Here is a 24,696-nt window from a genome sequence, read left to right as displayed (position 1 = left end):
CCGAAGTTTCACCGGAGGAGGAGATATGCCTGTCATTCCAAGGGACGAACTCCTCGAAATCCTGAGGGAGGTCAAGGGAAAGCTGAAGGAGATACTCGGCGATGACCTAGTCGAGGTCATACTCTTCGGTTCATACGCAAGGGGAGAGGCGAGGGATGGAAGCGACGTTGACGTTCTGCTAGTAACCAGGAGACGTTTGAGCCTTGAGGAACACGATAAACTAAACGAGATTACTGAAAAGTACGTCCTGGAGAAGGGCATCATTATTTCCCTCATCGTCTATCCGCTGAGTCCCAGAATGGAACACGACCCGCTGATCCAGACCGTCCACGTGGAGGGAATAAAGGTATGAGCAGATATGAGGACATGATAAAAAAGGCCGAGGAGAGTCTTGAAGCAGCCAAAACCTTGCTGAAAAAGGGTTTCTATGGTTTTGCACTTTCGAGGGCATACTACACCATGTTCTACTGTGCCGAGGCAATTCTACTCACAAAAGGCATAAGTGCTTCCAAGCATTTCACAGTGATAGCACTCCTCGGCAAGGAGTTCGTTAAGACTGGTGAAGTCCCTCACAAATTTTTTACTCACTTGAGAACTGCCTTTAACCTGAGACAGACCGCGGATTACTCTTTTGTTGTTGATATCACCGAGGGGGGAGGCATGTGGGAATATCAGACGCGCCGAGGAATTTCTCGGCTTTACCGTTGATTACCTTCGCGAAAAGGGCCTTTTGGAGGGTTGAAAATGGGAGAAAAGATAAAGCTCGAGCACGGAGCCGGCGGAGAGATAATGGAGGAGCTTTTGAGGGACGTGATACTCAAAACGCTGACCCTCAAGAGCGCCGGTGGAATAGGACTTGACGCCCTGGACGACGGCGCAACGATACCCTTCGGCGATAAGCACCTAGTCTTCACAATAGACGGCCACACGGTTAAGCCGCTCTTCTTCCCCGGCGGAGACATCGGCAGGCTGGCAGTCAGCGGGACGGTGAACGACCTGGCTGTTATGGGTGCCCAGCCGCTCGCTTTGGCGAATTCCATGATAATCGGCGAGGGCCTTGATATGGAGGTCCTTGAGAGGGTTCTCCGCTCGATGGATGAAACCGCTAAGGAAGTGCCCGTTCCAATAGTCACAGGCGACACTAAGGTCGTCGAAGACCCGATAGAGATGTTCGTCATCACCGCTGGAATAGGCATTGCCGAGAGGCCGATAAGCGATGCCGGGGCCAAAGTCGGAGACGCTGTTTTGGTCAGCGGGACGATAGGAGACCACGGGATAGCGCTGATGAGCCACCGCGAGGGAATAGCCTTTGAGACCGAGCTGAAGAGCGATGTTGCGCCAATATGGGACGTTGTTAAAGCCGTTGCAGATGCCATAGGCTGGGAGAACATCCACGCTATGAAGGACCCGACGAGGGCTGGTTTGAGCAACGCTCTCAACGAGATCGCTCGTAAGAGTAACGTGGGAATCCTCGTAAGGGAAGCGGATATTCCAATAAGGCCGGAGGTCAGGGCCGCCAGTGAGATGCTCGGCATAAGCCCATACGACGTTGCCAACGAGGGCAAGGTAGTGATGGTTGTGGCTAAAGACTACGCCGAGGAGGCCCTTGAGGCAATGAGGAAAACCGAGAAGGGCAAGAACGCGGCGATAATTGGCGAGGTAATCCCAGAATACCGCGGGAAGGTTATCCTTGAGACGGGAATCGGAGGAAAGCGCTTTATGGAACCTCCAGAAGGAGACCCCGTGCCAAGGATATGCTGACTTTCCCCTTTTCTTTTGACAAATTGGGAGGAAATAAAAAGGCAAAGATCCGCTAGCGCATCTCGAAGCCTTCGAGGGCTTTCTTAACCTCTTCAACACTCGCCTCGTCCTCAAGCGTCGAGAGATCGCCGAGGCTCTTCCCGCTCGCGAGGGCTTTCAAAACCCTGCGCATTATCTTTCCGCTCCTCGTCTTCGGCAGTTTGTTAACGAAGAAGACCTCGGCTGGAGCCGCTATCGGTCCGAGGGTTTCCCTGACGTAGTCTATCAGCTCCTTCTTCAGCCTCTCGGTTGGAGCGTAGTCAGCCTTGAGTATCACGAAGGCCACAGGCACTTCACCCTTTATCTCGTCGGGTTTGCCTATGACGGCTGCCTCAGCAACGGCCGGGTGAAGGACTAAAGCGTGTTCTATCTCGGCAGTGCCAATCCTGTGGCCGGAGACATTGAGAACCTCGTCTGCCCTGCCGAATATCCAGAAGTAGCCCTCATCGTCCTTCATAGCATAGTCAGCCGGGTAGTAAATCCAGACCCCCTCGTCCGGCCTGCTGAAGCGTTGCCAGTAGGTTCTTATGTAGCGCTCGTCGTTGCCCCATATTCCGAGGAGCATTCCGGGCCAGGGCTTCTTGATTACAAGGTAGCCACGCCCGTTCGGCTTTGCAGGCTTGCCCTCCGAGTCGAAGACGTCTGCATCAACCCCCAGCCCCGGGAAGGTAGCCGATCCGGGTTTGAGAGGAGGTAGCTGTATTCCAGCCGAGGGATAAATCATGTAGCCGCCGGTTTCGGTCTGCCACCATGTGTCGATGATGGGACAGCGCTTCCCTCCTACGACTTCGTAGTACCACTTCCATGCCCCAGGATTAATCGGCTCGCCGACGGAACCGAGAAGTCTCAAACTTGAGAGGTCGTGCTTCTTCACCCATTCATCTCCATAGCGCATGAGCATCCTTATCGCCGTCGGCGCGGTGTAGAATATCGTAACTCCGTGCTTCTCGATTATCTCCCAGGGCCTGTCTGGCTTTGGATAGTTGAGCGCCCCCTCGTACATCATCACGGTCAGGCCGAGAGTCAGAGGTCCGTAGACGAGATAGCTGTGCCCCGTAATCCAGCCAACATCGGCGGTGTTCCAGAAGAGGTCGTCCTCTCTTATCCCCCAGGCCCACTGCATCGTCTTTGCAACGTAAACGAGGTAGCCACCTGTGGAGTGGACTATGCCCTTCGGCGTCCCGGTCGTTCCGCTCGTGTAGAGGATGAACAGCGGGTGGTTGCTCTCGACCGGGACGGGCTCGACGTATTTCTCAGCGCCCTCAAGGAGGTTGTGCCAGTAGTAGTCCCTTCCCTCGACCATGTTGATATCATCGGAGCCCCTCTTGAGGACAACGACGCTCTCGACGCTCGGGGTCTCGAGAAGGGCCTTGTCCACTATTTCCTTGAGGTTCAGAGCTTTACCACGCCTGTAGAGGTAGTCTGCGGTGATTACCACCTTCGCCTTAGCGTCGTTTATCCTCGTCGCTAAAGCCTCCGCTGAAAATCCGGAGAAGACGACGCTGTGAATCGCCCCGATCCTCGCGCTGGCGAGCATGGCTATGACAACCTCTGGAACGAGTGGCATGTAGATTACTATTCTATCGCCCTTACCAACGCCGAGGTTCTTCAGGACTGAGGCGAAGCGATTGACCTCGCGGTAAAGCTCGTAGTAGGTTAGAGTTCTTGTTTCGCCATTCTCACTCTCCCAAATTATCGCGGCCCTGTTCCTTTTTCCCGCTTTTATGTGTCTGTCCAGGGCGTTGTAGCTCGCGTTCAGCTCCCCTCCAACGAACCAGCGGAAGAAAGGCGCCCTTGAGTCGTCCAAGACCTTGTCCCATGTCTTGAACCAGTCGAGGACCTTTGCCTGCTCTGCCCAGAACTCCTCAAGGTTCTCGATGGACTTCTTGTGCTCCTCCCGAAAGGCTTGCAGTGGAATGTAGCGCTCTTTCAAAAATCCTTCGCCTACCTGCATGGCAACCACCCGATTTTTCGAAAGAAGATGTTAGAGTTCCTTAAAATTTTTTCGTTGATTGTCAATATGATAATCGTTGGATGACGAAAATAAGTTGGGGCAACTTAATAAGCCAAAAACCGAAATGAAAATAGCCGTTTGCCCAAATCAGGTTCGGAGTGGCATTTAATCGCCGGGAAAAGTTAAGGGAAATGAGAAGTCCTAAAAAGGTTTGCCGGAATTTTGTTAAAAGAAATTGAGGAATGTGTCAGAACGTCAAGTTTTTCCAAATGTGCTCATCCGGGGATTATTTCCCAGAGTTCTTCTATTTGTTTCACTGGCCTGACTTCTTTCCCGTTTAGGCTGTCGAGTATGAAGCCCTGGTCGAAGGGTATTGTGACGTCGGGTTTAACCGGAAGCTTGTCCTCAACCCCGGGCAGAGCCTTGTTGAGAACCAAGACGTGAGTGAGGCCGAGGCTCCTGCTCAGCGTGGCTATCTTTTTCGAAAGCTCTATTGACTCAACTGAAGGCTCTGCAACGTCGATTACAACGTCAACGTATTTGTCAACGCCCCTGCCGAAGTGCTCTATTCCTGCCTCGGTGTCAACTATGATGACCTCGTTTTCCCCAAGCTTAATCCCCTCGAGGAGCTTTCTGGCCAGGAAGCCGTAGGGGCAAGCACAGCCTTCCTCGGCCTCCTCAATTTTACCTATCGTGAGAACGGCCAGGTTCCCCTTTTTGGCGAGTATCTCTTCAGGAATGTCATCAAGGGTCCAGTTGAAGAGTTCTTCGTCGAGTTCCCCCTGGCCCTCGGCCGCCATGAGTATCTTGGCCCTCGTCTTGCCCCCAAGGTGTTCCGCGAGCGTTTTGACCTTTGGAAGGCCCAGCATCCTGTAGAGGCCCGGGTTTGACTCGTCGGCGTCTATGATTAGAACGCGGTACCCCTTCTCAGCCAAATACTTTCCAAGCATCGCGCTTATGGTGCTCTTTCCGCAACCGCCTTTACCGCTCACGAGAACCTTCATTGGTATCACCAAAGTACAAAATCGTGTTACGATTTATAAGTCATTTGGTTCACCCAATGAGACGATGTTAATATGTCAATCAACCAAGAAAAGATAACAGAAAAAGAGAAAATCACTCCTCCGGCTTGGGGAGGTAGACGTCCACACCAAGAACCTTCCACATGGCCTTGATCTGCTCTCTGAGCTCGTCTATTGCTTCGGGCCTCTTGAAGAGGTGCTTGAACCTGCCCTGTAACTTAAGGTACTCCTCGATGGGCTTCTTGAACTCAATGGCGACTATCTTTCCGCCCTCGCGCTTGACCTTGGCTCCTCCTCCCGGTGCCTGTATCTTGATGTTGAAGAAGTCGCCGTTCTCGATCTCGAAGAGCGGCCAGACGCCGGTCTCGATGGCAAGGCGAGCTATCTCAACGCCCTTCTCGAGCGGGCTCTTCCAGCCGGTCGGGCAGGTGCAGTGGACCTGCACGAAGGCTGGTCCATCAACCTTTGCCGCCTTCTTCATCTTCCTGACGTAGTCGAAGGGGTTTCCTATGCTCGCGGTGGCGACGTAGGGTATCTGGTGAGCGGCAGCTATTAGGGCGACCCACTTCTTGGGTTTGTCCTCACCGATGGAGTACTTGCCCGGTGGTGAGGTGGTGGTCCAGGCACCATAGGGGGTTGAACTTGACCTCTGGATTCCGGTGTTCATGTAGGCCTCGTTGTCGTACATGAGGTAAACCACGTTGTGGCGCCTCTCGAGCATACCGCTTAAAGCCTGAAGGCCTATGTCAGCGGTACCACCGTCACCGCCTATGGCCAATATCTTGCCCTTCCTGCCGAGCTTCTTCCAAGCGGCTTCAACACCGCTGGCAGCTGCTGCTGCGTTCTCAAAGGCCACGTGAACCCACGGAACCTTCCACGCCGTGTACGGGAACACTGCTGAAACAACCTCCATACATCCGGTTGCCTGGGCTATGGCGAAGGCGTTGGGATCGCCATATTTCTCCTCCATGGCCTCGCTGAAGGCCTTGGTAGCTAATTTGAGAGCAGTGGCACAGCCACAGCCAGCACAGGCGGCGTGACCGGGTGCCCAGTACTCGCGAGTGGTAATCGGGGGCTTCCTAACGGCCATCTTCCTCACCTCACAGTATCTCCTTCCTCAGGCCGATCCAGTTGACCTCATCAAACTCCTCTCCGGCGAGGGCCTTCTTGCTTATCTCAAGGACTTCGTCGAGTTCCTTGAAGGTGACGTCCCTGCCACCGAGGCCGAGGATGAAGTCAACGAGTATCGGCTTCTCCTTCTGGTTGATCAAAGCCCTGCTGAAGTCCTGGAAGAGGGCTCCACCGACGCTGAAGGTGACGTTCTTCTCGAGCAAAGCCAGGACCTTGGCCTTCTTTGCAAGCTCCCTAACTTCTTCGGTCGGGAACGGCCTGTAAACGGTGAGCTTCGCGGCACCGGCCTTGATTCCCTTCTCGCGGAGGTGGTCAACGTACTCCTTGACGGTTCCGGCGAGTGAACCCATGGTGACGAAGATTATTTCGGCGTCGTCAGTTCTGTACTCCTCAATCTTGCTGTACTTCCTTCCGAACTTCTTCTCGAACTCGGCAAAGGCCTCGTCGATGACCTTCTTGGCGTTCTCGTTGGCCTCCCAGACGGTGTATCTAGCCTCCATGTAGTGGGCCGGGAAGGCAAGGGTGCCCTGGGTTATCGGCCTGGCCGGGTCGAGGTAGGCGTGCTTTGGCTCATACTCACCGAGGAACTCGTCAACAACTTCCTGGTCAGGAATTTCCACGGGCTCAACGGTGTGGGTCAATATGAACGCGTCGAAGCCGACCATGGCCGGTAGGAGAACCCTCTCGTCTTCAGCGACTTTGAAGGCTATGAGTATGAGGTCTAGGGCCTCCTGGTTGTTCTCGGCGTAGAACTGGAGCCAGCCGGTGTCGCGCTCGCTTATGGTGTCCTGCCAGTCGTTCCAGATGTTGATTGGAGCGCTGAGTGAGCGGTTTCCAACGGCTATGACTATCGGAAGGCGCATTCCAGCGGCGATGAAGAGAACCTCGTGCATCAAAGCCAGACCCTGGGAGGCCGTTGCCGTGAATGTTCTAACTCCAGCTGCCGAAGCTCCAACACAGGCTGAAATCGCTGAGTGCTCGCTCTCGACCTTGATGAACTCCGCATCGAGCTCTCCGTTGGCAACGAACTCGCTTATCTTCTCGGGAATGAGTGTCGAGGGCGTAATCGGGAACGCGGCTATAACTTTCGGCTTTGCGAGCTTAGCCGCCCAGGCGGCCGCCTCGTTGGCCTTCATAACGGTCCTAATCGGCATCTTTCACCACCTCACTTGGTCTCCCTAACCATAACTATTGCATCGGTTGGGCACTCGTTGGCGCAGATTCCACAACCCTTACAGTAGTCGTAGTCGAAGACCGGGTAGTTCTCTTCATCCAGGTAAATTGCAGGCTCGGGGCAGTAGATGTAGCAGAGGTAGCAGCGGACGCACTTGTCCCTGTTGAACTCCGGCATGAAAACTCTCCAGCTTCCCGTCTTGTTGACGACGCTGCTTCCCGGGATGTATGCTATCGCTCCGGGTGTCATCTTTTCGCTATACTCCTTCTGAACCCTCTCAATGTCGGCCTTAAACGGGCTCTCAGCCATATATATCACCTCTGGTGAGTTATCAACTTGAAACTTAAACTTTGCGTGGACAAAAATGAAACGAAAGGGTCAGCCGAAGACCTCGGCGAGCTTCTTCAGCTTCTCCCACTCGTGGTTGACCCACCCCTGGAGGATTTCTATGTCCTCCTTGGTCATGTACTTGAACCTGCCCTGGAGTTTGAGGAACTCCTCTATGGGCTTCGGCTCCTTCTTTGGATTTGGCATGTTTATCTTGTATTTTCCGTTCTCGTACTCAAAGAGCGGGAAGTAAGCCGTCTGGACTGCCATACGAGCTATCTCGATGCTCTTGTCGGTCGGTGAGCGCCAGCCGGTCGGGCACGGCGCGAAGAGCTGGATGAAGCTCGGGCCGGGTGTCTTCTGAGCCTTTTTGAGCTTCCTTATGAAGTCTTCTGGATAGGCAACGCTCGCAGTTGCCGCGTAAGGAATTTCGTGGGCTATGACAATGTCAATGACCTTCTTCTTGTGCCTCTTCTCAAGGAAGTGCCTCTTTCCGCCCGGGGTGTTGGTCGTCCAGGCACCGTAGGGGGTAGAACCGCTCCTCTGGATTCCGGTGTTCATGTAGGCCTCGTTGTCGTACATGATGTAGACAGCATCGTGGCCCCTTTCAAGGAAACCGCTCAAGGCCTGAAGGCCTATGTCAGCGGTACCACCGTCACCGGCCCATCCGACGACCATGACGCCGTCCTCGCCCTTGACCTTGTAGCCCTGGGCCTTGAGTCCTGCCTCAATTCCACTTATGACGGCTCCAGTTGTTGCGAAAGCCGTGTGGAAGAGCGGGGCATCAAGTGTGTTGTAGGGCCAGGCACCGGCTATGATTGTTGAACAGCAGGCTGGAATGGTAACTATCGTCTTCCTCCCGTAGGCCTTGAGGACGTACCTTAAGCCAAGGGAAGCGCCACAGCCCTGGCAGGCTGTGTGGCCTGCATAGAAGTGCTCCTCAGCGGGAAGGGTAAGTCTTTTCTTAATGCTCTCGGGAATCTCCATCTCTCTCACCTCTTAAGGTGGTACCACACTACCTCTTCCTCAACCCTGCCCTTCTCAAGGGTCTTCTTCATGTCCTTGGCTATTGCCCTGACGTCGTTTACCGTGAAGTCCCTGCCACCGAGACCAACGATGTAGTCCTTCATGAGGGGTCTCGCGTCGGTGTTGAAGAGAACGCCCTTGGACTCGTTGAAGAGTATTCCCTCCTGACCGAAGGAGAAGTTCCTGTCGACTACGGCTATGGCTGGAACCTCCTTGGCGAGTTCGTAGAGCTCTTCCTTCGGGAAGGGCCTGAACCAGCGGACCTTCGCCGCTCCGACCTTGTAGCCCTCCTTCCTGAGGAGGTCAACGGCCTCCTTGACGGTTCCCATGAGTGACCCCATTCCCATGAACACTATTTCTGCATCGTCCGTCCTGTAGGTCTCTATCATCTGGCTGTAGTCCCTTCCGAAGCGCTCGCCGAACTCCTTGCCGACTTCCTTGATCACCTTCTTGGCCCTCTCCATGGCCATTGCTTCCTTGTACCTGAACTCGTAGTAGTCGTTCGGAGTGGCTAAAGCGCCGACGGAAATCGGGTTGTCGAAGTCGGTTAGCGTGTAGAGCGGGTCCCTCGGCGGGAGGAACTCGTCGACGAGCTCCTGCGGAATCATTTCGACGACGTCGTAGGTGTGGCTCAGAATGAAGGCGCTCTCAATGACCATTGCCGGCAGTGAAACGCGCTTGTCCTCGGCTACCTTAAAGGCCATCAGAACGCCGTCGTAAACCTCCTGGTTGTTCTCGGCGTAGAACTGGAGCCATCCGGTGTCTCTCTGTGAGAGTGAATCGGTCTGCTCGTCCCAAACGCTCCACGGCGGAGCCAGAGCCCTGTTGGCGTTGACCATAACTATCGGCAGTCTCGCACCGCTCGCCCAGTGGAGCATCTCGTGCATCAAAGCCAGTCCCTGGGCGGCGGTAGCCGTGAAGACCCTCGCTCCCGTGGCGGAGGCGCCTATACAGGCTGCCATAGCGGAGTGCTCGCTCTCGACGGGAACGTACTGGATGTCTGCCTCGCCGTTGGCTATGAACTCGGCTATCTTCTCAATGATGCTCGTCTGAGGAGTTATTGGATAAGCGGCAACGACCTGAACTCTCGCGTGGAGTGCGGCGTAAGCGGCCGCGTAGTTACCGCTCACAACCTTCTTAATGGGTTTGTACTCGGCCATATCACTTCTCCTCCTTCTCCATTGTTATCGCGTTGGTCGGACATTCGTTCGCGCAGATTCCACAGCCCTTACAGTAGTCGTAGTCTATGGCCACGTAGCCGTCGGGCTTGATGTAGATTGCAGGCTCGGGACAGAACTTCCAGCAGATGTAGCACTTGACGCACTTGTCCTCGTTCACAACAGGCATAAAGGTTCTCCAGTCACCGGTGAAGTTGCTCAGGGTAGTCCCGAGGCTTATAGGGGCCTCAGGGTACTGATCAACGGAGGTGAAGACTATCTTTTTTGCCTCCGCCTTTTTCTCTCCAAACAGAGTGTTCAAGCTCCTCCCCTCCCCCAAAGTTAAGGAAAGCAGAGAAAATCAGAGCTCGTAAACAACGGTCTTGTTGAATGCCTCTTCGGCGGCCTTGGCGTTCTTCTCGCCGAGAGTTCCGGAGAAGGTCTCCTTAATGGCCTCTTGGACGTACTTGAGATCGACTATCCCAGTGGCCTTAGCAACCGCCCCGAGGATGGCCGTGTTGGTAATTGGAAGGCCAAGGATTTCGAGGGCTATGGTTGTGGCATCGACGAGGGCCAGCTTTGCCGGCTTCTTCTTGAGCTTTTCGAGAACTTCCTCCTTGCTCTTCTCGGTGTTAACGATGACGATTCCGCCGTCTTTGAGACCGGCGGTAACGTCGACGGTGTCAAGGAGCGATGGGTCGAGGACGACGACAACGTCTGGCTCGTAGATCTGGGTCTTAATTCTTATCGGCTTGTCGTCAATCCTTGTGAAAGCTGTAACCGGCGCTCCACGCCTCTCGACGCCAAAGAACGGGAACGCCTGGACGTATTTGCCACTCTTGAAGGCTGCTGAGGCTAAAATGTTTGCGGCCGTAACGGCACCCTGTCCACCCCTACCGTGAAAACGAATCTCGATCATTTTTCATGCCTCCCTGGGTTTTTTCAGTTTGGATTAGTCCAACACATTTATTTAGGTTTCGGTATTGACCTAAGGCCTTCTCGACAGGCGTCTTTGGGTAAAGGTGAACATTCTGGGGCGCTGATGATGATATCTCTGCAGGGGGAAATGGATGTATTCGCTGAGGCAAACTTTTTAATGGACTACATTACACCATATAGTCTATATAGTGGAGGGGCTGGCATGGACGCAGTGGCGGTTGCAATAATAGCGGTTGCCTTCTACATCGCATGGAACATAGGTGCAAACGATTCAGCCAATGCCATGGGTACAGCCGTCGGGGCCGGAATACTGAGCTTCAGGCAAGCCACCCTCACCATAGCTATCTTTACCCTTCTGGGGGCTTACCTCAAGGGATATAAAGTCATGAAGACCGTCGGTAAGGGAATCGTGCCTCCCGGCTACCTGACCCTTGAGCTGGCCGTTATAGCCCTCCTCTCCGCCGGGGTTTGGGTTACGATAGCGACTATAAAGGGCCTTCCGGTATCTACAACCCAGGCCATAGTCGGAGGTGTTGTTGGGGTTGGCATAAGCATAGGTGCTCCCATAAGATGGACCACCATGCTCCAGATAGCCCTTGCATGGGTTTTCTCCCCGATTCTTGCGGGTGTTCTCGCGGCAGTGCTCTACAAGTTCTATGGTAAGGTTGTCTCCAACATAAAGAGCATATCCACTATCGAGGCCCTCTACAAGGCCCTCGCCATCCTTGGTGGCTCTTACATGGCGTTTAACTTTGGAACGAACGAGGTTGCCAATGCCTCCGGACCGATAGTTGGTGCGGGTTTCCTTGAACCCAGGGTTGCGGGGAGCCTGGTTGCTCTGAGTCTAGCCATGGGTTCTTTGACGTTCAGCTACGCTGTTATGCACACAGTGGGCAAGAAGATAACTGCTCTGGGCCCGATATCTGCTTTTGCAGCCCAGTTCGGTTCGGCAATATCCGTGAGTCTCGCCAACATGTTTGGCCTTCCGGTGAGTTCGAGTCAGGCCATAGTGGGTGGAGTTGTCGGTGTTGGTCTTATAACCGGCGAGGGAGTTGATAGAAGAGTTATAAAGGACATAGTCTTTGGGTGGGTTGCAACCCCAACGATAGCGATAATAATATCACTTGCCGTTTTCCAGCTGTTCCACTTTGTCGGACTCGTTTAGATGTTCTATCCTGACGTTCATCTTTGTGAGCTCTTTTATCATTCCAGTCTGAATGAGTGCGTGGACAACGGTGCTTTCCCCGTACTGAACGTCCAAAACCTCTCCGATAGCCTCAATTGTTGAGATGACTTTCCCGGCGTCCTCGGTTGGTGGTATTACGACCCTAAATGCCCTGTACTTTGGTAGCTCTGGAATCGATTCCTCAAGTGCCCTATAGAGTTCTTCGAGACGGCCTTCCTTTGCCGAGATTTTAACTATGGCCCTGACGTTTGGAGCAACTTCTTCGAGGAGCTTTCCCAGTAGTCTCGCCTTCTCCTCGGCGTCTTCCTCCTCCACGAGGTCTATCTTGTTCAGGGCAATTATCATTGGCTTGTCGGGGGCTTTAAGCTCCCTAAGAACCCTGAGTGAAGCCAGAACTTTTCTTCTGACCTCCGCCCAGGGCTCACTCGCATCTAGAACGAGGACTATTATGTCCGCCCGGGTTATCTCCTCCAGGGTTGAGTGGAAGGCCTCGACGATGAAGGGAGGAAGGTTATCGATGAAGCCAACCGTGTCCGTTACTAGGGCCCTTTTTCGTCCGAGTTTGAATCTCCTCGTAGTTGTGGCCAGGGTTGTGAACATCTGCTGTCTGGCTTCGACTTCTTCACCCGCCAGGGCGTTAAGCAGGGTAGATTTGCCTGCGTTGGTGTAACCGACCAGGGCCACGAGAATAAACCCCATTTCTTCCCTTCTTTTTCTCTTGACTTCTCTGTCCGCCCTGACTTTTTCCAGTTCTTTCCTTATCTTCCCCATTCTGTAGCGTATGTGCTTCAGGTACTGTTGAGTTTGGTACTCACCCATTCCCTTGAATCCCGCCCTGTCACCGAGCTTTATTCTTCTTATTGCCTCCTTCACAAGGGGAACTTCGTACTGGAGCGAGGCAAGCTCAACCTGAAGCTTGGCTTCCTTGGAATGGGCCCTCTTCTCAAATATCTCAAGGACGAGCTGCCAGCGGTCGATGACGTCAACCCTGAGCTCTTTCCACAGGTTGTAAGCCTGACTGGGGGTGAGCTTGTTGGCGAAGACCACTTTGTCCGGCCTCAGATCTTCAACGAGCCTTTTGAGCTCCTCAAGCTTTCCCCGGCCTATGTTATACCTCGGATGCTCTTCCCTATTCTGCTCAAGTATCGCCAGAACCTCATACCCTGCACTCTCCAAAAGCTCCTCGAACTCCTCCCTGCTGAGCCTCTCACGCCGCGAATTTCGTATGACACCGATAACACGCATGTTACCCCCACCGCTCCAGAGCTTAAAAAGCATGCAGTTCGAAGAAATACTACAAAAAGTTTATAATTCATGCACGGGTAGAAAGTACTCGGTGATGAGGATGAAAAAAGCCACATCAATGCTTGCAGTCCTCGTGATCCTCACCGCTCTCATTGGCGGCTTTTATGCCGCGTACGCAGGCTCTTCCATTCGCCCCACGATTGCCCCCTTTGATGTAATACGGGAATATGAGATCAGCCCTGCCTTTGGATGGGAGGAGAAATATCTGAACGATACCCACGTCCAGGCTATTTATGATTGTCCCCTTGAATACGCTCCCGGAAAGAGTGTTCCAAACTTCATACTCTTCTCGTTTTCACACGTTGAAGGCCCCGGAGCCCTAAAGGATATCAGGATTTACCTCTGGTACTCGCTCCTAAATGTCTCCGACCAAGCCCCTCCCTCACGGATGTTGGCCCTTGAAGGAACTGTCCCCTACGGCAAAGCAACGGGCGAGAAAGTCTTTGAGGTCTCCTTCACTTACCGTTTCAAAAGAGGACTGCGGGGATACGAATACGCGTTAAATCCCGCCGGCGGTGCTGTCGAGTTCTCGACCAGCGGTGCAGGCAGACTGTGGACCGTTGAGGACATAAACTCCTTCCAAGACAGCCTGATCAAGGGCTCTGGAACCCCGGATTACCTACCTGACAACGTTACTGGGAAATTCCGCTACCTCGGTGTGATAACCATCAGGCCCCAAAACGGCACGATCCCGCAGACGGTTTTGGCGGTTCTTTCCACCAACGGGACTTTGATGGAAGACCTCCAGAAGAACGGAGATACAGGAGTTCTGATAGCCGCTCTGGTTGTTTTCAACTATCGTGGTAGAGAAGTTGGCTGGAAGAGCTGGCACGGAATTCCCTATGTCGGGATAAGGCATCCGGAGACGACCAAAGTGATTTCCTTCCTCCTCGGAGATAACGCCGAGACAATAGGAGACGACTGCTTCCTGTACCCCTTTCCAGTAGTGGATTTCGACTATCGTCTCAACTTTTCCGGCGGGTAACCTTTTTAACGCCTTTTTTAGAGGGTTCCACTATGATAGCTCTAGGCATAGAAGGTACAGCTCACACCCTCGGCATCGGGATCGTTACCGAAAAGAAAGTCCTCGCCAACGTATTCGATACTCTCACCACTGAAAAGGGTGGTATTCACCCGAAAGAGGCCGCTGAGCACCACGCGCGCCTTTTGAAGCCCCTTCTGAGGAAGGCACTTGAGACAGCTGGGATAACGATGGACGACGTTGATGTGATAGCCTTCTCCCAGGGGCCGGGTCTTGGCCCTGCACTTCGGGTTGTCGCTACGGCGGCAAGGGCGCTGGCAATAAAATACAACAAGCCGATAGTTGGAGTAAACCACTGCATCGCCCACGTTGAGATAACCAAGATGTTCGGCGTCAAAGACCCCGTTGGTCTCTACGTGAGCGGCGGCAACACACAGGTTCTTGCCCTTGAGGGCGGCCGCTACCGCGTCTTCGGCGAGACGCTCGATATAGGCATAGGCAACGCGATAGACACCTTTGCCCGGGAGCTGGGAATAGGCTTTCCAGGAGGCCCAAAGATAGAGAAGCTCGCCCAGAGGGGAGAGCGCTACATTGAACTTCCTTACGCGGTGAAGGGGATGGATTTGAGCTTCTCCGGTCTCCTAACCGAGGCTGTCAGGAAGTACAGAACCGGGAAGTACCGCGTCGAGGATCTGGCTTACTCATTCCAGGAGACCGCCTTTGCGGCTTTGGTGGAGGTTACCGAGAGAGCTGTAGCACACACCGGCAAGGAAGAGGTAGTCCTCGTGGGAGGCGTTGCAGCCAACAACAGGCTCAGGGAAATGCTCAAAACAATGGCCGAAGACAGGGGGATCGAGTTTTTCGTCCCACCCTACGACCTATGCCGGGACAATGGGGCCATGATAGCCTATACCGGCCTGAGGATGTACCGCGGTGGCGTAAGGTTTAAAATAGAGGATACCGTTGTGAAACAGAAGTTCCGCACCGATGAGGTTGAGGTTATATGGGAGTAACCGGTGGAATTATCATGTGTTGCTTTACTGGGGGATGCGTGGATGAGCCTTAGGGTGCCCCTGTGGAAGGTGGTGTATGATGTAATACTCCTTTTGGCGATAACGTACATATGGTGGTTTTTCTTCAAGCGTAGGCGTATCTATGTATCCGGACTGAGGTTTTTCGTTAATAGAGCCTCTCTATTCCTGTTTTTTGGTGTCTTGGGCAATATGCTTGATCTCATTGCTGATTTTTATCCAGTTCCGTATGATTATTATCTTATTGAGGCCTTCTACGGGGTCTCAATAATTGGATCCATCTACACTATGATAGCCTATGTTCTGACACTTGAGAGATCGTACATTCCAGTTGTTATCCCCTCTGATTTGGAAGGACGGAAAGATAGCTTAAAGTCAAACCCCTTGGCTGGTTCTTATATAATCCTGGGATCCAGGGGAAAAGTGTTTGACCTTCTTGAAATTCTTAAGGATCTCAGCGAGCCAACGCTGGTTTTTACCAGGAATCCAGACCTCTATAGTGATCTTGGGGACTTTGTTGTCCCCGTGTGGGTAACCCAGATATATGGAAAAGGGATTCCCCCCACTGCCCTTCATGTTATGCAGGACGAGGCGATAAGATTTATCTCGGAGAAAAATGGCTCCATAGTGGTTATAGATTGTCTGGAATATCTCCTAATCTACAACGACTTTCCGGCAGTCTTCAAGTTCCTGATCAACCTTAAGGACATTATCGTCTCAAGCAGGAAAGCCCTTATAGTTTTCGTAGACGAGAACGCCCTAGATGAGAAACAGAAAGCGCTACTCCTCAGGGAGTTTGAGCCCCTGTGAGGGTCGGCGATGGTGAGAAAGCCCTACAGAAAGGTAGTGGTTGGGGGCACTTTTGACAGGCTCCACCTTGGCCATAAAGCCCTTCTGAGGAAGGCGTTTGAAGTGGGAAAATACGTATACGTCGGACTCACCTCGGACGAGATGATAAGGAACAAGCCCTACGCAGAGAAGATCCTCCCCTATGAGCTCCGTCTCAGGGATCTGATAAAGTTCTTTGAGGTCAACGGCTACTCCAACTACCGCATTATAAAGATTAACAGTGCCATCGGTTTTGCCGACAGGATGAAAAGCCTTGAGGCCATAGTCGTTAGTGAAGAGACCTACAAGGGCGCTCTGGTAGTTAACAAGGCAAGGGAAGAGAGGGGTTTGCCACCCCTTGATATAATAACCATCGGGCTCGTGAGGAGCAGGATCGGGCCCAAAATAAGTTCTTCCCTTATACGGGCCGGTCTTATAGATCCCTTCGGAAATCCACTGAAAAAGTAAAAGCCTCAAAGTCCTGTCGGCTCGTCTATGAAGAAGACGTCAAGCTCAAACTTTTCCTTCAAAAGCCCCATCAGGGCCTTAACTCCCAGCGTCTCAGTCTTGTAGTGACCCGCAACGAGGACGCTCTGCGGAAGGTCCATCGCCGTCAGGTAATCCGCGTGACCGAACTCTCCGGTTATGAGTAAGTCAATCCCCTTCCTCCACGCCTCTTCGAGGGCAAAGGCCCCTGCACCACTTACCGCTCCAACGGTCTTTATCTCCCTCTCCCCGAATTTATATGTCTTAACAGTCGAGTCGAGCTTCTCCGCTATTACCTGCGCTACCTTCTCAATTGGCTGAGGCTCGTTGAACTCGCCCCAGAAGCCTATAGAGAGCCCCTTGTACTCCCCGAAGGGGCCCTTCGGTTCGAGGTCTAGAAGCCTCAAGAGCCCAACGTTGTTCCCGACCTCCGGATGGGCATCCAACGGAAGATGGGCGACGTAGAGGTTTATCCCGCTCTCGAAGAGTGTCTTTAAACGCCTGTAGTGCACTCCAGTGATGTAGTTCAATCCGCCCCATATCATTCCGTGGTGGACGATCAGCATGTCGGCTTTTCCCTTTGCGGCCCTCTCGATGGTTTTCAGCGTTGTGTCAACGGCAAAAGCGACCCTCTCGACTTCCTCCTTCCCCTCTACTTGGAGGCCGTTACTGGACTTGTCCGGGTAGGCCGAGATGTTTAGGTACTCATCAAGAAAGGCAACGAGTTCGTCGCGGTTCATCTTCTCACCCCTATTCACCTGGTGAATTGTTCACTAACTGAATATGCCCAGCAAACCCTTTTAAAACCGCCCCCTAAGCTGGGTTGAGAGTGAGGGACATGTACGATAAGGACTTCAAAAAGGCAGTTGAGGAGATAGCGAGGGCTGTCCTGTCTGGCGAGATAAAGAGCAGAGAAGAGCTCAACCGCTATAAGATAGTCGTCTCCCGGAAGTATCATCTCTCCAAGATTCCTGGTAACTCGGACATACTCAAGGCCATTCCAGAGGAGGAGCGCGAGCGCTTTAGGGAGCTCCTCAAGAGGAAGCCCACCAGAACCATAAGCGGTGTCGCCGTCGTCGCCATGATGACCAAACCCTTCCCCTGTCCACACGGCAGGTGTATCTACTGCCCCGGCGGGCCGGCCATTGGTTCTCCACAGAGCTACACGGGGAAAGAACCTTCAGCTTTAAGGGCAGTTCAGAGTGCCTATCATCCATACATCATCATGATGCGCAGGTTAAAGCAGCTCACCGACATCGGTCATGACGTTGACAAGGTTGAGGTGATAATCCAGGGAGGAACGTTTCCAGCCGTTGACCTTGATTATCAGGAGTGGTACATCAAATGCGCCTTCAAGGCGATGAACGACTTCCCATACTTCAAAGACATCGAGAACCTTGAGGAGAAGCTCATACGGCTGATTGTTAAGAAAGACGAGTCCGTTTTCGAGGAAGACCCAAAGTTCAGGGAAGCATGGGAGAGAACCCACAGGAAGCCCTACTACTATCTTGAAGACGAGCAAAGGAAGAACGAGAAAGCCAAAGTCAGGATGGTTGGTTTAACGATAGAGACGAGACCTGACTGGGCCTTCGAGAGGCAGATAGACAGGATGCTCCGCTTTGGAACCACAAGGGTTGAGCTGGGTGTTCAAACGATTTTCAACTTCATCCACGAGAGAACGAAGAGAGGTCACGGAGTTGAGGAGATAGTTAAGGCCACCCAGCTTTTGAGGGACGCTGGTCTTAAAATCAACTACCACATAATGCCCGGTTTGCCCGGGAGCAACTTCGAAAGGGACCTCTACACCTTCAGGACGATATTCGAAGATCCCCGCTTCAGGCCCGACATGCTCAAGATTTACCCGACGCTTGTGACTGCTGATGCACCCCTTTACGCGTGGTACAAGGCCGGAAAATACCGTCCCTATACAACGGAAGAGGCCGTTGAGCTTCTCGTCGAGGCCTACAAGTACTTCCCCAAGTGGGTTAGGGTGATGAGAATCCAGCGCGACATCCCGGCAAAGCTCATAGTTGCGGGCGTGAAGCACTCGAACCTTGGCCAGCTCGTCTTCAACGAGCTGATTAAGCGCGGCATAAGGCCGAGGGAGATTCGCTTCAGGGAAGTGGGCCACCAGATGCAGAAGTTTGGAGTTGAGCCTGAAATGGAGCACATAAAGCTCCTTCGCGAGGATTACGATGCCGCTGGCGGAAGGGAAATCTTCCTCAGCTTCGAAGACGTCAAAAACGACATCCTCATTGGCTTTCTCCGCCTGAGAATTCCGAGCGAAAAGGCCCACAGGAAGGAGATAAACTGCTGTCCCTCGGCTATAGTCAGGGAGCTCCACGTCTACGGCCCCCTCGTGCCCATAGGGGAGAAACCAAAATACGAGTGGCAGCACAGAGGCTACGGCAGGGAGCTTTTGAGCGAGGCAGAGAGGATAGCCAGAGAGGAGTTTGACGTGAAGAAGATGCTCGTCATAAGCGGTGTTGGTGTAAGGGAGTACTATCGTAAGTTCGGTTACCGTAAGAACGGCCCCTACGTTGCCAAAAGGCTCGATAAGAGCTACGCTGACTACAAAAAGAGCAAAGAGTTTGATGCCCACCTCAATACCTGAGGTGATTCCATGCGCTTCAAACCCAGACCATTCACCAAGCCCGTGCCGTTCAAATGCCTCTACTGCCTCGACTGCTGTCGTGGAAGGCACGTCTATCTAACGCTGAAGGACATTGAGAAGATTGCAGGAGAAGGCCATGACCCGCAGGACTTCGTTACGTTCTCGATTGAAGGGGGTAAACTCCGCTTCGTCCTCAGCGTGAGGGAGTGGGACCTCGGCTGCGTCTTCCACGACCCTGAAACTGGGAAGTGCAGGATTCACCCGGTGAGGCCACTCATATGCCGGATTTATCCCTTCATGGTCTCCCGGAAACCGCTCGGCGTCGAGGGGGAGAAACCCTTTGAGTATAAAGGCGAAAAGCTCTGGCTCTACTACGATGAAAGCTGTCCGGGGATAAACGCCGAAGAGCCGGAAACGATGATAAGCCCGGAGGAGATAGCCGAACTCGGCATCGAGTTCGAGAGAAAGCTCGAGAGGACGGACATGGGAGGTTTTGCGGAGCTGATAGAGCGGCTTGAAGGGGATGGCGATGAGTGAGGTTCTCCGCTACCGCCGCGCCTCTGCCTGGGAGTACGACCTAATCCTCCGCGAGGCCGAGAAGTACGGCGAGCTTAAGCACCACACATTCGCGGTGGTTGAGGGCAGGTTCAGGGACGTCTACGCGGTAAACGAGAGAGTCTGGCGGGAGATAGAGGGCCTCAAAATGAAGCCCTACGCCTACGGTACCTTCGTTGGCACGATAAAAGTTGACAACCTCGTTGAGAAGTTCTACCCCAACGTTGAGTTCTTCTACTTCGTTGATGTTCAGAAGAACTACGCAGTCCTAACTCACAAGGCGGGCTTTCTTTTCACGACCGGAAAGGACGTACCGAGAAGCGGCGTTAGGGAGTATAACTGGCAGGGCACCAAGAAGCTCGTAATTTATGACGAGAACGGAATAATCCTTGGCATAGGCAGGATAAACCCTGAGAGCAGGAAAAAGTTCATTCTCAACGTCACCGACATCGGGGAGTTCCTTAGGAGAAACCGCTGACTTTTCTCACCAGACGTAACCTTTTTAAGAACATTCGCACTATAGCTTAATGGTAACTAGAAGTTACTAAAGGGGGTGACGCTCATGATCAGAAGGGTGAAGACGGGCATCCCTGGAATGGACGAGATACTGCACGGGGGGATCCCGGAGCGAAACGTCGTCCTGCTCAGCGGTGGGCCTGGAACGGGAAAGAGCATATTCTCCCAGCAGTTCCTGTGGAACGGCCTCCAGATGGGTGAGCCCGGAATATACGTGGCCCTGGAGGAGCACCCCGTTCAAGTGAGACAGAACATGGCCCAGTTCGGCTGGGACGTTAGGAAGTACGAGGAAGAGGGACTTTTCGCTATGGTTGATGCATTCACAGCAGGAATCGGCAAGAGCAAGGAGTACGAAAAGTACATAGTCCACGACTTAACGGACCTTAGGGAGTTCATAGACGTTCTAAGGACGGCCGTGAAGGACATTGGAGCTAAGAGGTTAGTCGTCGACTCTGTAACGACCCTCTACATAAACAAGCCTGCAATGGCGAGGAGCATAGTCATGCAGTTAAAGAGGGTTCTCGCTGGACTTGGCGTCACGAGCATTTTCGTCAGCCAGATAAGCGTCGGCGAGCGTGGTTTCGGTGGGCCTGGAGTTGAGCACGGCGTCGATGGAATAATCCGCCTTGACCTCGATGAGATAGACGGCGAGCTCAAGCGCTCGCTGATAGTCTGGAAGATGCGCGGGACGAGCCACAGCATGAGGAGGCACCCCTTCGAGATAACCGACAGGGGGATAATCGTCCACCACGACAAGGTTCTGAAGAGAGGTGGTATTGTCGAAATCGAGTGAAAAACTGAAAGGAGGTGGTGAAGATGGTGGAGGTTCCACTGAACCCGATTGGAAGGGAGGAGATACACAGGCTCGAGAGCATACTCCTCTTCGCGACGCTCTTCAGGCCGGAGGTCATAGAGCTGATAAAGGACCCGGCCGAGAGGCTCACCTGGGTTGACAGCTTAGCGGTTGCCGCTGGAGCCATAGCCAGAGAAAAGGCCGGCATGACAATCAGCGAGATAGCTGAAGAGCTCGGCAGGACTGAACAGACTATTAGAAAGCACCTCAAGGGCGAGACGAAAGCGGGCCAGCTCGTCAGGGAGACCTACGAGCTCATTAAGCAGGGCAAGCTCGACGAACTGGTTAAGAACGTCGAAATTCTAGCTAAAGGTGGCCAGCTCGTTGCGATGGAGGAGTACGAGAAGCTCAAGAAGGAGAAGGAGGAACTTGAGGCCAAAGTCAGGGAACTGGAAGAAAAGGTTAAAGCTCTGGAAGAGGAAAACCGCACGCTTAAGGTTAAGATCGACAACGTTAGAAAGATTCTGGCCGACACGCTTGAGAGGGTGAAAGAAATAGAGAAGCTCCTCTGAGGGTTTCAACCCTCTCCGTTGTTCCTTTTTAGGCTCTCTTCCCAGGTCATTATCATGTGGGTAAAGGTTCCGTCGTCTTCCTCGATTCCGCGCTTTATCTCGCTTACGTGGGCGTACTTGGCCTTGAACTGCTCGAGGATATAGTCAACGGCCTTCTCAGGATTGGCCTTGGTTCCGCAGGTGTAGACGTCCAGAGCGGCGTAACCTTTCTCCGGCCAGGTGTGGACTGAGATGTGGCTTTCGGCCACGATAACAACTCCACTAACGCCGGTCGGTGAGAACTTGAAGAAATAACTCGATTTGACTTCCATATTGCCTACTTTCGCTGCCTCAAGGAATATCTGTCTTATCTTGTCAGCGTTACCGAGAACTTCGGGATCGCAACCGGCCGCTTCAACCACGTAGTGAAACCCGATCGTCTCTATCTCGCTCATGGCTCTCACCTCTATCCCAGCTATAACTAACCCTTTTTAAAGTTAAGCCTCAATCGAAGAGAAACTAACTGGCCTTTTCTGTTTTGAACAGTTCAGAACGGACTTAAAATCCAATGAACGTGAAGTTACTGACCGTTTTCGGAATTTGAGAAGGTTTACTGATAAAATCCCTCTAGGGTTGATTTTTGTTCTTTTATCTAGCTTAACTCCCCTGTTTTTGGCTTCCTTCAGACCACTAATTTTAAAACCGTTCCGTCCATTATTGCGGTAGTTGGCTATCTAAAGCCACAGGTAGTGAAACAAAATCTGGCGGGGTGTGGTTATGGCAACTAAAAAATCAAAGAGGAAAGCTCCCTCCAGTAGAGGGATTATGAATCAGAAGCAAAAAAGACTTGCATTCCTTGTCGATATTGAACCAAAGAAAATGATTCTCTATCCTCTTGTGGTGTTCGTTCTTGCGCTTCTCCTTTTGGCCGTACATCCCCCTGACAGGGGCATCGACCTCAAGGGCGGAGTTGTTGTAACGGTTTACAATGTTGATGCTTCACCCGATGAGCTCGCCTCATATCTGACGGATAAGACGGGAATTGAACTCCACGCTGAAAGGTTCCACGACCCGATAAACGGGATAACTGGAATAAGGGTATACGCTCCGGCCGATGCAAATCCAGATCTTATCTCGGATTTAATCAAGGCCAGGTATCCCAATGCTGACGTTACTCCAAGGGTGGTTGATCCGACCTTTGGCAAGATTGCACAGAGGCAGGGAATAAAGGCGGTGGCATATGCTTTTATTGGCATGGCCATCGTGGTCTTCCTGTTCTTCAGGGACCTCCTACCCTCGGGAACGATAATCTTTTCAGCGTTCTCGGATATGGTGATAGCCCTCGCCGTCATGGGCATTCTGGGTGTAAAACTGACAACCGCAACAATAGCGGCACTGCTCATGCTCATAGGGTACACCGTTGACAGCAACATTCTTCTAACGACCAGACTTCTAAGGAGAAAGGAGGACACGGTTGAAGACGCCTACCTCTCGGCTGTTTCCACCGGCTTTACGATGAGTACGACAACCCTCGGTGCCCTCATAGTGCTGTGGCTCGTCTCAACTTCGGACGTAATAGATAGCATAACGATAGTCCTCATATTCGGCCTCCTCGCGGACTTTATGAACACGTGGATATTAAACGCCGGTGTGCTGAGATGGTATATAGCGAGTCCTTACAGGTTCTCAATAAAGCTCAGGAGGGGTAGCTGATGGCTAAAAGAAGAGGCATCAAAGCCCTCCTGCTCAACTGGAGGGTTCTCCTGCTCATACTCTTCCTAATCGGTTCGATAGCGGCAATAGCCGTGAACGGCCTCACTTATGGAATAGACATTGGGGGCGGTGTTGCCCTAATTGCCAAGCCAGATAGACCTCTCAGCGGGGATGAAGTCGATGGAGTAACTTCATCTCTCCAGAACAGGCTTAACACCTTTGGTCTAAAGGACATCTCCATTGAGACCCAGCACGATCCGGAGACCGGAGAAACTCTCTTCGTTGTTAAGGTTGCCAACGTAACCCTGGACGAGGCTAAGAGTATAAAGGCCCTGATTGAAAGCCAGGGTGTCCTCTACATGGAGCTGGACGGTGTTGTTTTTGCAACAGGCGGTGATGTCACAGTTTACTCAAGCAACTACGGCCTTGACCTTAGGAGCCCTGCCCCCCGCTGGTACGTTGGCTTTACCCTCTCTGGAGACTCTCTGAAAAAGTTCAACGAGTTGAAAAAGGGAAAGGTCGGCTGGCCTGTTGATATTTTCCTGGATCCCCCTGTCAACTCTCTGATCGTTGTTTCGGACGAAGTTTATAACACGATGCAGGACTTTTTGGGTGAACCGGCATCCGGGACTCCCAAGCCCCTTATCCAGAGGATCAGTGAGGCCTTCAACATTACCGTGGTCAAATACGAGAATCAGAGTGCTGAAGAGCTCGTGAAGAACGCCACGTCCTTAGGTAAGGACAAGATAATCGTGGCGGATCTTCCAGAGGAGTTGTACACTCAGATCAAGAACGAGGTTCTTCGGTCCAACGTGAACGTTCGTGTTTCCTATTACGTACCACAGCAGGGTGAAGACCTGAAAGGCTTTGTCGCCAGAATACTGCACTTATACGGGCCTTACGTCCTGAGTGAAGAGGTAGTGATGGGTGATAGCAATAGCTTCCAGCTCACAGGAGGAGCCGCAACTAAGGAGGAAGCCCTCCAGGAAGCTAAGAGAATATACAGCGTCCTGAGGAGCGGTTCGCTTCCGACCAAGCTCAGGGTTATAAGCGAGGAGTACATCTCACCCACCCTTGGATCCAGCTTTAAGAAGCAGGCCCTCATAGCGGGACTTGGGGCTTTAATAGCGGTTCTCCTGGTGATATACTTCCACTACAGGAGATGGAAAATAGCTATTCCCGTTGCCAGCACGAGTCTCTTTGAGGTTATCATAATCCTCGGCATGGCGTCCCTTATCCACTGGAACTTGGATCTGCCAAGTATAGCGGGTATCATAGCGGCCATAGGTACCGGCGTCGATCAGCAGATAGTCATAACGGATGAACTCCTCGGCGGGTCGAGCGCTAGAGGAGTGAGCAGGAGAATGGGTCTCCTAAGGAGAATGGCCAGGGCCTTCTTTGTAATACTGGCCTCGGCGACAACCACAATAGTTGCAATGAGCTTTCTCCTGGTTTACTTCGTTGGAACTTTGAAGGGATTTGCCGTTACGACGATACTGGGTGTCCTCATAGGCGTCCTCATAACAAGGCCAGCCTACGCTGAGATGGCCAAGTACCTGCTCTCGCTCGAGTGATTTTTTTCTTTTTACAATACTCGGTAGGTGGT

The 24,696-nt window shown here is 52.7% G+C and carries 27 protein-coding genes; 15 read left to right on the top strand and 12 right to left on the bottom strand.

From position 1 onward, the window contains the following. The first annotated feature begins 25 nt into the window (after window positions 1-25). Genes A3K92_RS08040 through hypE form a run of 3 tightly spaced genes read left to right on the top strand, consistent with a single transcriptional unit; the run spans window position 26 to window position 1,761 of the window. Complete coding sequence (locus tag A3K92_RS08040) at window positions 26-352, top strand: nucleotidyltransferase domain-containing protein (protein WP_088885762.1); 327 nt, start codon at window positions 26-28, stop codon at window positions 350-352. After that, entirely contained in the window at window positions 349-708 is a 360-nt protein-coding gene (locus A3K92_RS08035; protein WP_335755188.1) for a HEPN domain-containing protein, read from the top strand. The genes A3K92_RS08040 and A3K92_RS08035 overlap by 4 nt, the downstream gene beginning before the upstream one ends. Window positions 709-744: 36 nt before the next feature. After that, window positions 745-1,761, top strand: coding sequence for a hydrogenase expression/formation protein HypE (hypE, locus tag A3K92_RS08030; RefSeq protein ID WP_088885761.1), 1,017 nt, complete (start codon window positions 745-747; stop codon window positions 1,759-1,761). A 52-nt stretch (window positions 1,762-1,813) separates the two neighbouring features. Here hypE and acs read toward each other — a convergent pair whose 3' ends face one another. The 9 genes from acs to A3K92_RS07985 all read right to left on the bottom strand — a co-directional run bounded on the left by acs (window position 1,814) and on the right by A3K92_RS07985 (window position 10,510). Then, window positions 1,814-3,754 carry an acetate--CoA ligase gene (gene acs, locus A3K92_RS08025; protein WP_088885760.1) on the bottom strand — a complete coding sequence of 647 codons (1,941 nt, stop codon included), beginning with the start codon at window positions 3,752-3,754 and terminating at the stop codon, window positions 1,814-1,816. Between the two features lie 275 nt (window positions 3,755-4,029). Then, complete coding sequence (locus A3K92_RS08020; protein ID WP_088885759.1) at window positions 4,030-4,758, bottom strand: ATP-binding protein; 729 nt, start codon at window positions 4,756-4,758, stop codon at window positions 4,030-4,032. A 112-nt stretch (window positions 4,759-4,870) separates the two neighbouring features. Beyond that, window positions 4,871-5,866 carry a pyruvate synthase subunit PorB gene (porB, locus tag A3K92_RS08015; RefSeq protein ID WP_088885758.1) on the bottom strand — a complete coding sequence of 332 codons (996 nt, stop codon included), beginning with the start codon at window positions 5,864-5,866 and terminating at the stop codon, window positions 4,871-4,873. A gap of 10 nt (window positions 5,867-5,876) precedes the next feature. Continuing rightward, window positions 5,877-7,061: a pyruvate synthase subunit PorA gene (gene porA, locus A3K92_RS08010; RefSeq protein WP_088885757.1), complete on the bottom strand. Its 1,185-nt coding sequence runs from the start codon at window positions 7,059-7,061 to the stop codon at window positions 5,877-5,879. An 11-nt stretch (window positions 7,062-7,072) separates the two neighbouring features. After that, a complete protein-coding gene (gene porD, locus A3K92_RS08005; RefSeq protein ID WP_088885756.1) occupies window positions 7,073-7,390 on the bottom strand; it encodes a pyruvate synthase subunit PorD in 318 nt (105 codons plus the stop codon). A 69-nt stretch (window positions 7,391-7,459) separates the two neighbouring features. Continuing rightward, complete coding sequence (locus tag A3K92_RS08000; protein WP_088885755.1) at window positions 7,460-8,395, bottom strand: 3-methyl-2-oxobutanoate dehydrogenase subunit beta; 936 nt, start codon at window positions 8,393-8,395, stop codon at window positions 7,460-7,462. 5 nt (window positions 8,396-8,400) lie between these two features. Continuing rightward, the gene (porA, locus tag A3K92_RS07995; protein ID WP_088885754.1) at window positions 8,401-9,594 is read right to left on the bottom strand and encodes a pyruvate ferredoxin oxidoreductase; all 1,194 of its coding nucleotides are present in this window, start codon (window positions 9,592-9,594) and stop codon (window positions 8,401-8,403) included. A gap of 1 nt (window position 9,595) precedes the next feature. After that, a complete protein-coding gene (locus A3K92_RS07990; protein WP_088885753.1) occupies window positions 9,596-9,913 on the bottom strand; it encodes a 3-methyl-2-oxobutanoate dehydrogenase subunit delta in 318 nt (105 codons plus the stop codon). Between the two features lie 39 nt (window positions 9,914-9,952). Continuing rightward, window positions 9,953-10,510, bottom strand: a complete 558-nt coding sequence (locus A3K92_RS07985; protein ID WP_088885752.1) for a pyruvate/ketoisovalerate ferredoxin oxidoreductase subunit gamma — start codon at window positions 10,508-10,510, stop codon at window positions 9,953-9,955. A 222-nt stretch (window positions 10,511-10,732) separates the two neighbouring features. On the opposite strand from A3K92_RS07985, the gene A3K92_RS07980 reads away from it, so the two are divergent. Next, the gene (locus A3K92_RS07980; RefSeq protein WP_088885751.1) at window positions 10,733-11,695 is read left to right on the top strand and encodes an inorganic phosphate transporter; all 963 of its coding nucleotides are present in this window, start codon (window positions 10,733-10,735) and stop codon (window positions 11,693-11,695) included. On the opposite strand, the gene hflX is transcribed toward A3K92_RS07980, so the two are convergent. Continuing rightward, complete coding sequence (gene hflX, locus A3K92_RS07975; RefSeq protein ID WP_088885750.1) at window positions 11,651-12,961, bottom strand: GTPase HflX; 1,311 nt, start codon at window positions 12,959-12,961, stop codon at window positions 11,651-11,653. The two genes, A3K92_RS07980 and hflX, sit on opposite strands and share 45 nt — an antisense overlap. 91 nt (window positions 12,962-13,052) lie before the next feature. Here hflX and A3K92_RS07970 point away from each other — a divergent pair, with 91 nt between their 5' ends. From A3K92_RS07970 to coaD, 4 genes are read left to right on the top strand one after another with little or no spacing between them, the layout of a single operon-like run. Beyond that, a complete protein-coding gene (locus A3K92_RS07970) occupies window positions 13,053-14,006 on the top strand; it encodes a hypothetical protein (RefSeq protein ID WP_157722446.1) in 954 nt (317 codons plus the stop codon). A 32-nt stretch (window positions 14,007-14,038) separates the two neighbouring features. Continuing rightward, window positions 14,039-15,016: a bifunctional N(6)-L-threonylcarbamoyladenine synthase/serine/threonine protein kinase gene (locus A3K92_RS07965; protein WP_088885748.1), complete on the top strand. Its 978-nt coding sequence runs from the start codon at window positions 14,039-14,041 to the stop codon at window positions 15,014-15,016. 42 nt (window positions 15,017-15,058) lie between these two features. Continuing rightward, window positions 15,059-15,844, top strand: coding sequence for a DUF835 domain-containing protein (locus tag A3K92_RS07960; protein ID WP_088885747.1), 786 nt, complete (start codon window positions 15,059-15,061; stop codon window positions 15,842-15,844). Between the two features lie 9 nt (window positions 15,845-15,853). Further along, complete coding sequence (coaD, locus tag A3K92_RS07955) at window positions 15,854-16,330, top strand: phosphopantetheine adenylyltransferase (RefSeq protein WP_088885746.1); 477 nt, start codon at window positions 15,854-15,856, stop codon at window positions 16,328-16,330. A 5-nt stretch (window positions 16,331-16,335) separates the two neighbouring features. Here the strand turns inward: coaD and A3K92_RS07950 are convergent, their stop codons facing one another. Next, window positions 16,336-17,088 (bottom strand): Nif3-like dinuclear metal center hexameric protein, encoded by a 753-nt coding sequence (locus A3K92_RS07950; RefSeq protein WP_088885745.1) that lies wholly within the window; start codon window positions 17,086-17,088, stop codon window positions 16,336-16,338. Between the two features lie 98 nt (window positions 17,089-17,186). Here A3K92_RS07950 and A3K92_RS07945 point away from each other — a divergent pair, with 98 nt between their 5' ends. The 5 genes from A3K92_RS07945 (at window position 17,187) to A3K92_RS07925 (ending at window position 21,398) form a co-directional block, all read left to right on the top strand. Next, a complete protein-coding gene (locus tag A3K92_RS07945; protein WP_088885744.1) occupies window positions 17,187-18,962 on the top strand; it encodes a tRNA uridine(34) 5-carboxymethylaminomethyl modification radical SAM/GNAT enzyme Elp3 in 1,776 nt (591 codons plus the stop codon). A gap of 9 nt (window positions 18,963-18,971) precedes the next feature. Further along, window positions 18,972-19,499 (top strand): YkgJ family cysteine cluster protein, encoded by a 528-nt coding sequence (locus A3K92_RS07940; RefSeq protein WP_088885743.1) that lies wholly within the window; start codon window positions 18,972-18,974, stop codon window positions 19,497-19,499. Next, window positions 19,492-19,995 carry a PUA domain-containing protein gene (locus A3K92_RS07935; protein WP_088885742.1) on the top strand — a complete coding sequence of 168 codons (504 nt, stop codon included), beginning with the start codon at window positions 19,492-19,494 and terminating at the stop codon, window positions 19,993-19,995. The genes A3K92_RS07940 and A3K92_RS07935 overlap by 8 nt, the downstream gene beginning before the upstream one ends. Window positions 19,996-20,079: 84 nt before the next feature. Beyond that, window positions 20,080-20,826 carry a KaiC domain-containing protein gene (locus A3K92_RS07930; protein WP_088885741.1) on the top strand — a complete coding sequence of 249 codons (747 nt, stop codon included), beginning with the start codon at window positions 20,080-20,082 and terminating at the stop codon, window positions 20,824-20,826. Window positions 20,827-20,852: 26 nt separating this feature from the next. Further along, window positions 20,853-21,398 (top strand): HTH domain-containing protein, encoded by a 546-nt coding sequence (locus A3K92_RS07925; RefSeq protein ID WP_088886068.1) that lies wholly within the window; start codon window positions 20,853-20,855, stop codon window positions 21,396-21,398. Window positions 21,399-21,403: 5 nt separating this feature from the next. Here A3K92_RS07925 and speD read toward each other — a convergent pair whose 3' ends face one another. Continuing rightward, entirely contained in the window at window positions 21,404-21,832 is a 429-nt protein-coding gene (gene speD, locus A3K92_RS07920) for an adenosylmethionine decarboxylase (RefSeq protein WP_088885740.1), read from the bottom strand. Between the two features lie 322 nt (window positions 21,833-22,154). Between speD and A3K92_RS07915 the strand changes: the two genes are divergently transcribed. Beyond that, complete coding sequence (locus tag A3K92_RS07915) at window positions 22,155-23,090, top strand: protein translocase subunit SecF (protein WP_088885739.1); 936 nt, start codon at window positions 22,155-22,157, stop codon at window positions 23,088-23,090. Continuing rightward, window positions 23,090-24,664 (top strand): preprotein translocase subunit SecD family protein, encoded by a 1,575-nt coding sequence (locus A3K92_RS07910; RefSeq protein ID WP_088885738.1) that lies wholly within the window; start codon window positions 23,090-23,092, stop codon window positions 24,662-24,664. The genes A3K92_RS07915 and A3K92_RS07910 overlap by 1 nt, the downstream gene beginning before the upstream one ends. Window positions 24,665-24,696 lie beyond the last annotated feature (32 nt).

The organism is Thermococcus gorgonarius (assembly GCF_002214385.1).
In the GTDB taxonomy this organism is placed as follows: Archaea; Methanobacteriota_B; Thermococci; order Thermococcales; family Thermococcaceae; genus Thermococcus; species Thermococcus gorgonarius.
This window is presented reverse-complemented; position numbering and strand designations above follow the sequence as displayed.

What these genes read in the sequence shown, in the direction of transcription:
- A3K92_RS07930 (WP_088885741.1), top strand. Translation starts at nt 20,080, where the DNA reads ATGATCAGAAGGGTGAAGACGGGCATCCCTGGAATGGACGAGATACTG.
- hypE (WP_088885761.1), top strand. Translation starts at nt 745, where the DNA reads ATGGGAGAAAAGATAAAGCTCGAGCACGGAGCCGGCGGAGAGATAATG.
- A3K92_RS07915 (WP_088885739.1), top strand. Translation starts at nt 22,155, where the DNA reads ATGGCAACTAAAAAATCAAAGAGGAAAGCTCCCTCCAGTAGAGGGATT.
- A3K92_RS08000 (WP_088885755.1), bottom strand. Translation starts at nt 8,395, where the DNA reads ATGGAGATTCCCGAGAGCATTAAGAAAAGACTTACCCTTCCCGCTGAG.
- acs (WP_088885760.1), bottom strand. Translation starts at nt 3,754, where the DNA reads ATGCAGGTAGGCGAAGGATTTTTGAAAGAGCGCTACATTCCACTGCAA.
- porB (WP_088885758.1), bottom strand. Translation starts at nt 5,866, where the DNA reads ATGGCCGTTAGGAAGCCCCCGATTACCACTCGCGAGTACTGGGCACCC.
- porD (WP_088885756.1), bottom strand. Translation starts at nt 7,390, where the DNA reads ATGGCTGAGAGCCCGTTTAAGGCCGACATTGAGAGGGTTCAGAAGGAG.
- A3K92_RS07945 (WP_088885744.1), top strand. Translation starts at nt 17,187, where the DNA reads ATGTACGATAAGGACTTCAAAAAGGCAGTTGAGGAGATAGCGAGGGCT.
- speD (WP_088885740.1), bottom strand. Translation starts at nt 21,832, where the DNA reads ATGAGCGAGATAGAGACGATCGGGTTTCACTACGTGGTTGAAGCGGCC.
- A3K92_RS07950 (WP_088885745.1), bottom strand. Translation starts at nt 17,088, where the DNA reads ATGAACCGCGACGAACTCGTTGCCTTTCTTGATGAGTACCTAAACATC.
- A3K92_RS07985 (WP_088885752.1), bottom strand. Translation starts at nt 10,510, where the DNA reads ATGATCGAGATTCGTTTTCACGGTAGGGGTGGACAGGGTGCCGTTACG.
- A3K92_RS07980 (WP_088885751.1), top strand. Translation starts at nt 10,733, where the DNA reads ATGGACGCAGTGGCGGTTGCAATAATAGCGGTTGCCTTCTACATCGCA.
- porA (WP_088885757.1), bottom strand. Translation starts at nt 7,061, where the DNA reads ATGCCGATTAGGACCGTTATGAAGGCCAACGAGGCGGCCGCCTGGGCG.
- A3K92_RS07960 (WP_088885747.1), top strand. Translation starts at nt 15,059, where the DNA reads ATGAGCCTTAGGGTGCCCCTGTGGAAGGTGGTGTATGATGTAATACTC.
- A3K92_RS08040 (WP_088885762.1), top strand. Translation starts at nt 26, where the DNA reads ATGCCTGTCATTCCAAGGGACGAACTCCTCGAAATCCTGAGGGAGGTC.
- A3K92_RS07965 (WP_088885748.1), top strand. Translation starts at nt 14,039, where the DNA reads ATGATAGCTCTAGGCATAGAAGGTACAGCTCACACCCTCGGCATCGGG.
- A3K92_RS08035 (WP_335755188.1), top strand. Translation starts at nt 349, where the DNA reads ATGAGCAGATATGAGGACATGATAAAAAAGGCCGAGGAGAGTCTTGAA.
- porA (WP_088885754.1), bottom strand. Translation starts at nt 9,594, where the DNA reads ATGGCCGAGTACAAACCCATTAAGAAGGTTGTGAGCGGTAACTACGCG.
- A3K92_RS07910 (WP_088885738.1), top strand. Translation starts at nt 23,090, where the DNA reads ATGGCTAAAAGAAGAGGCATCAAAGCCCTCCTGCTCAACTGGAGGGTT.
- A3K92_RS07935 (WP_088885742.1), top strand. Translation starts at nt 19,492, where the DNA reads ATGAGTGAGGTTCTCCGCTACCGCCGCGCCTCTGCCTGGGAGTACGAC.
- hflX (WP_088885750.1), bottom strand. Translation starts at nt 12,961, where the DNA reads ATGCGTGTTATCGGTGTCATACGAAATTCGCGGCGTGAGAGGCTCAGC.
- A3K92_RS07940 (WP_088885743.1), top strand. Translation starts at nt 18,972, where the DNA reads ATGCGCTTCAAACCCAGACCATTCACCAAGCCCGTGCCGTTCAAATGC.
- A3K92_RS08020 (WP_088885759.1), bottom strand. Translation starts at nt 4,758, where the DNA reads ATGAAGGTTCTCGTGAGCGGTAAAGGCGGTTGCGGAAAGAGCACCATA.
- coaD (WP_088885746.1), top strand. Translation starts at nt 15,854, where the DNA reads ATGGTGAGAAAGCCCTACAGAAAGGTAGTGGTTGGGGGCACTTTTGAC.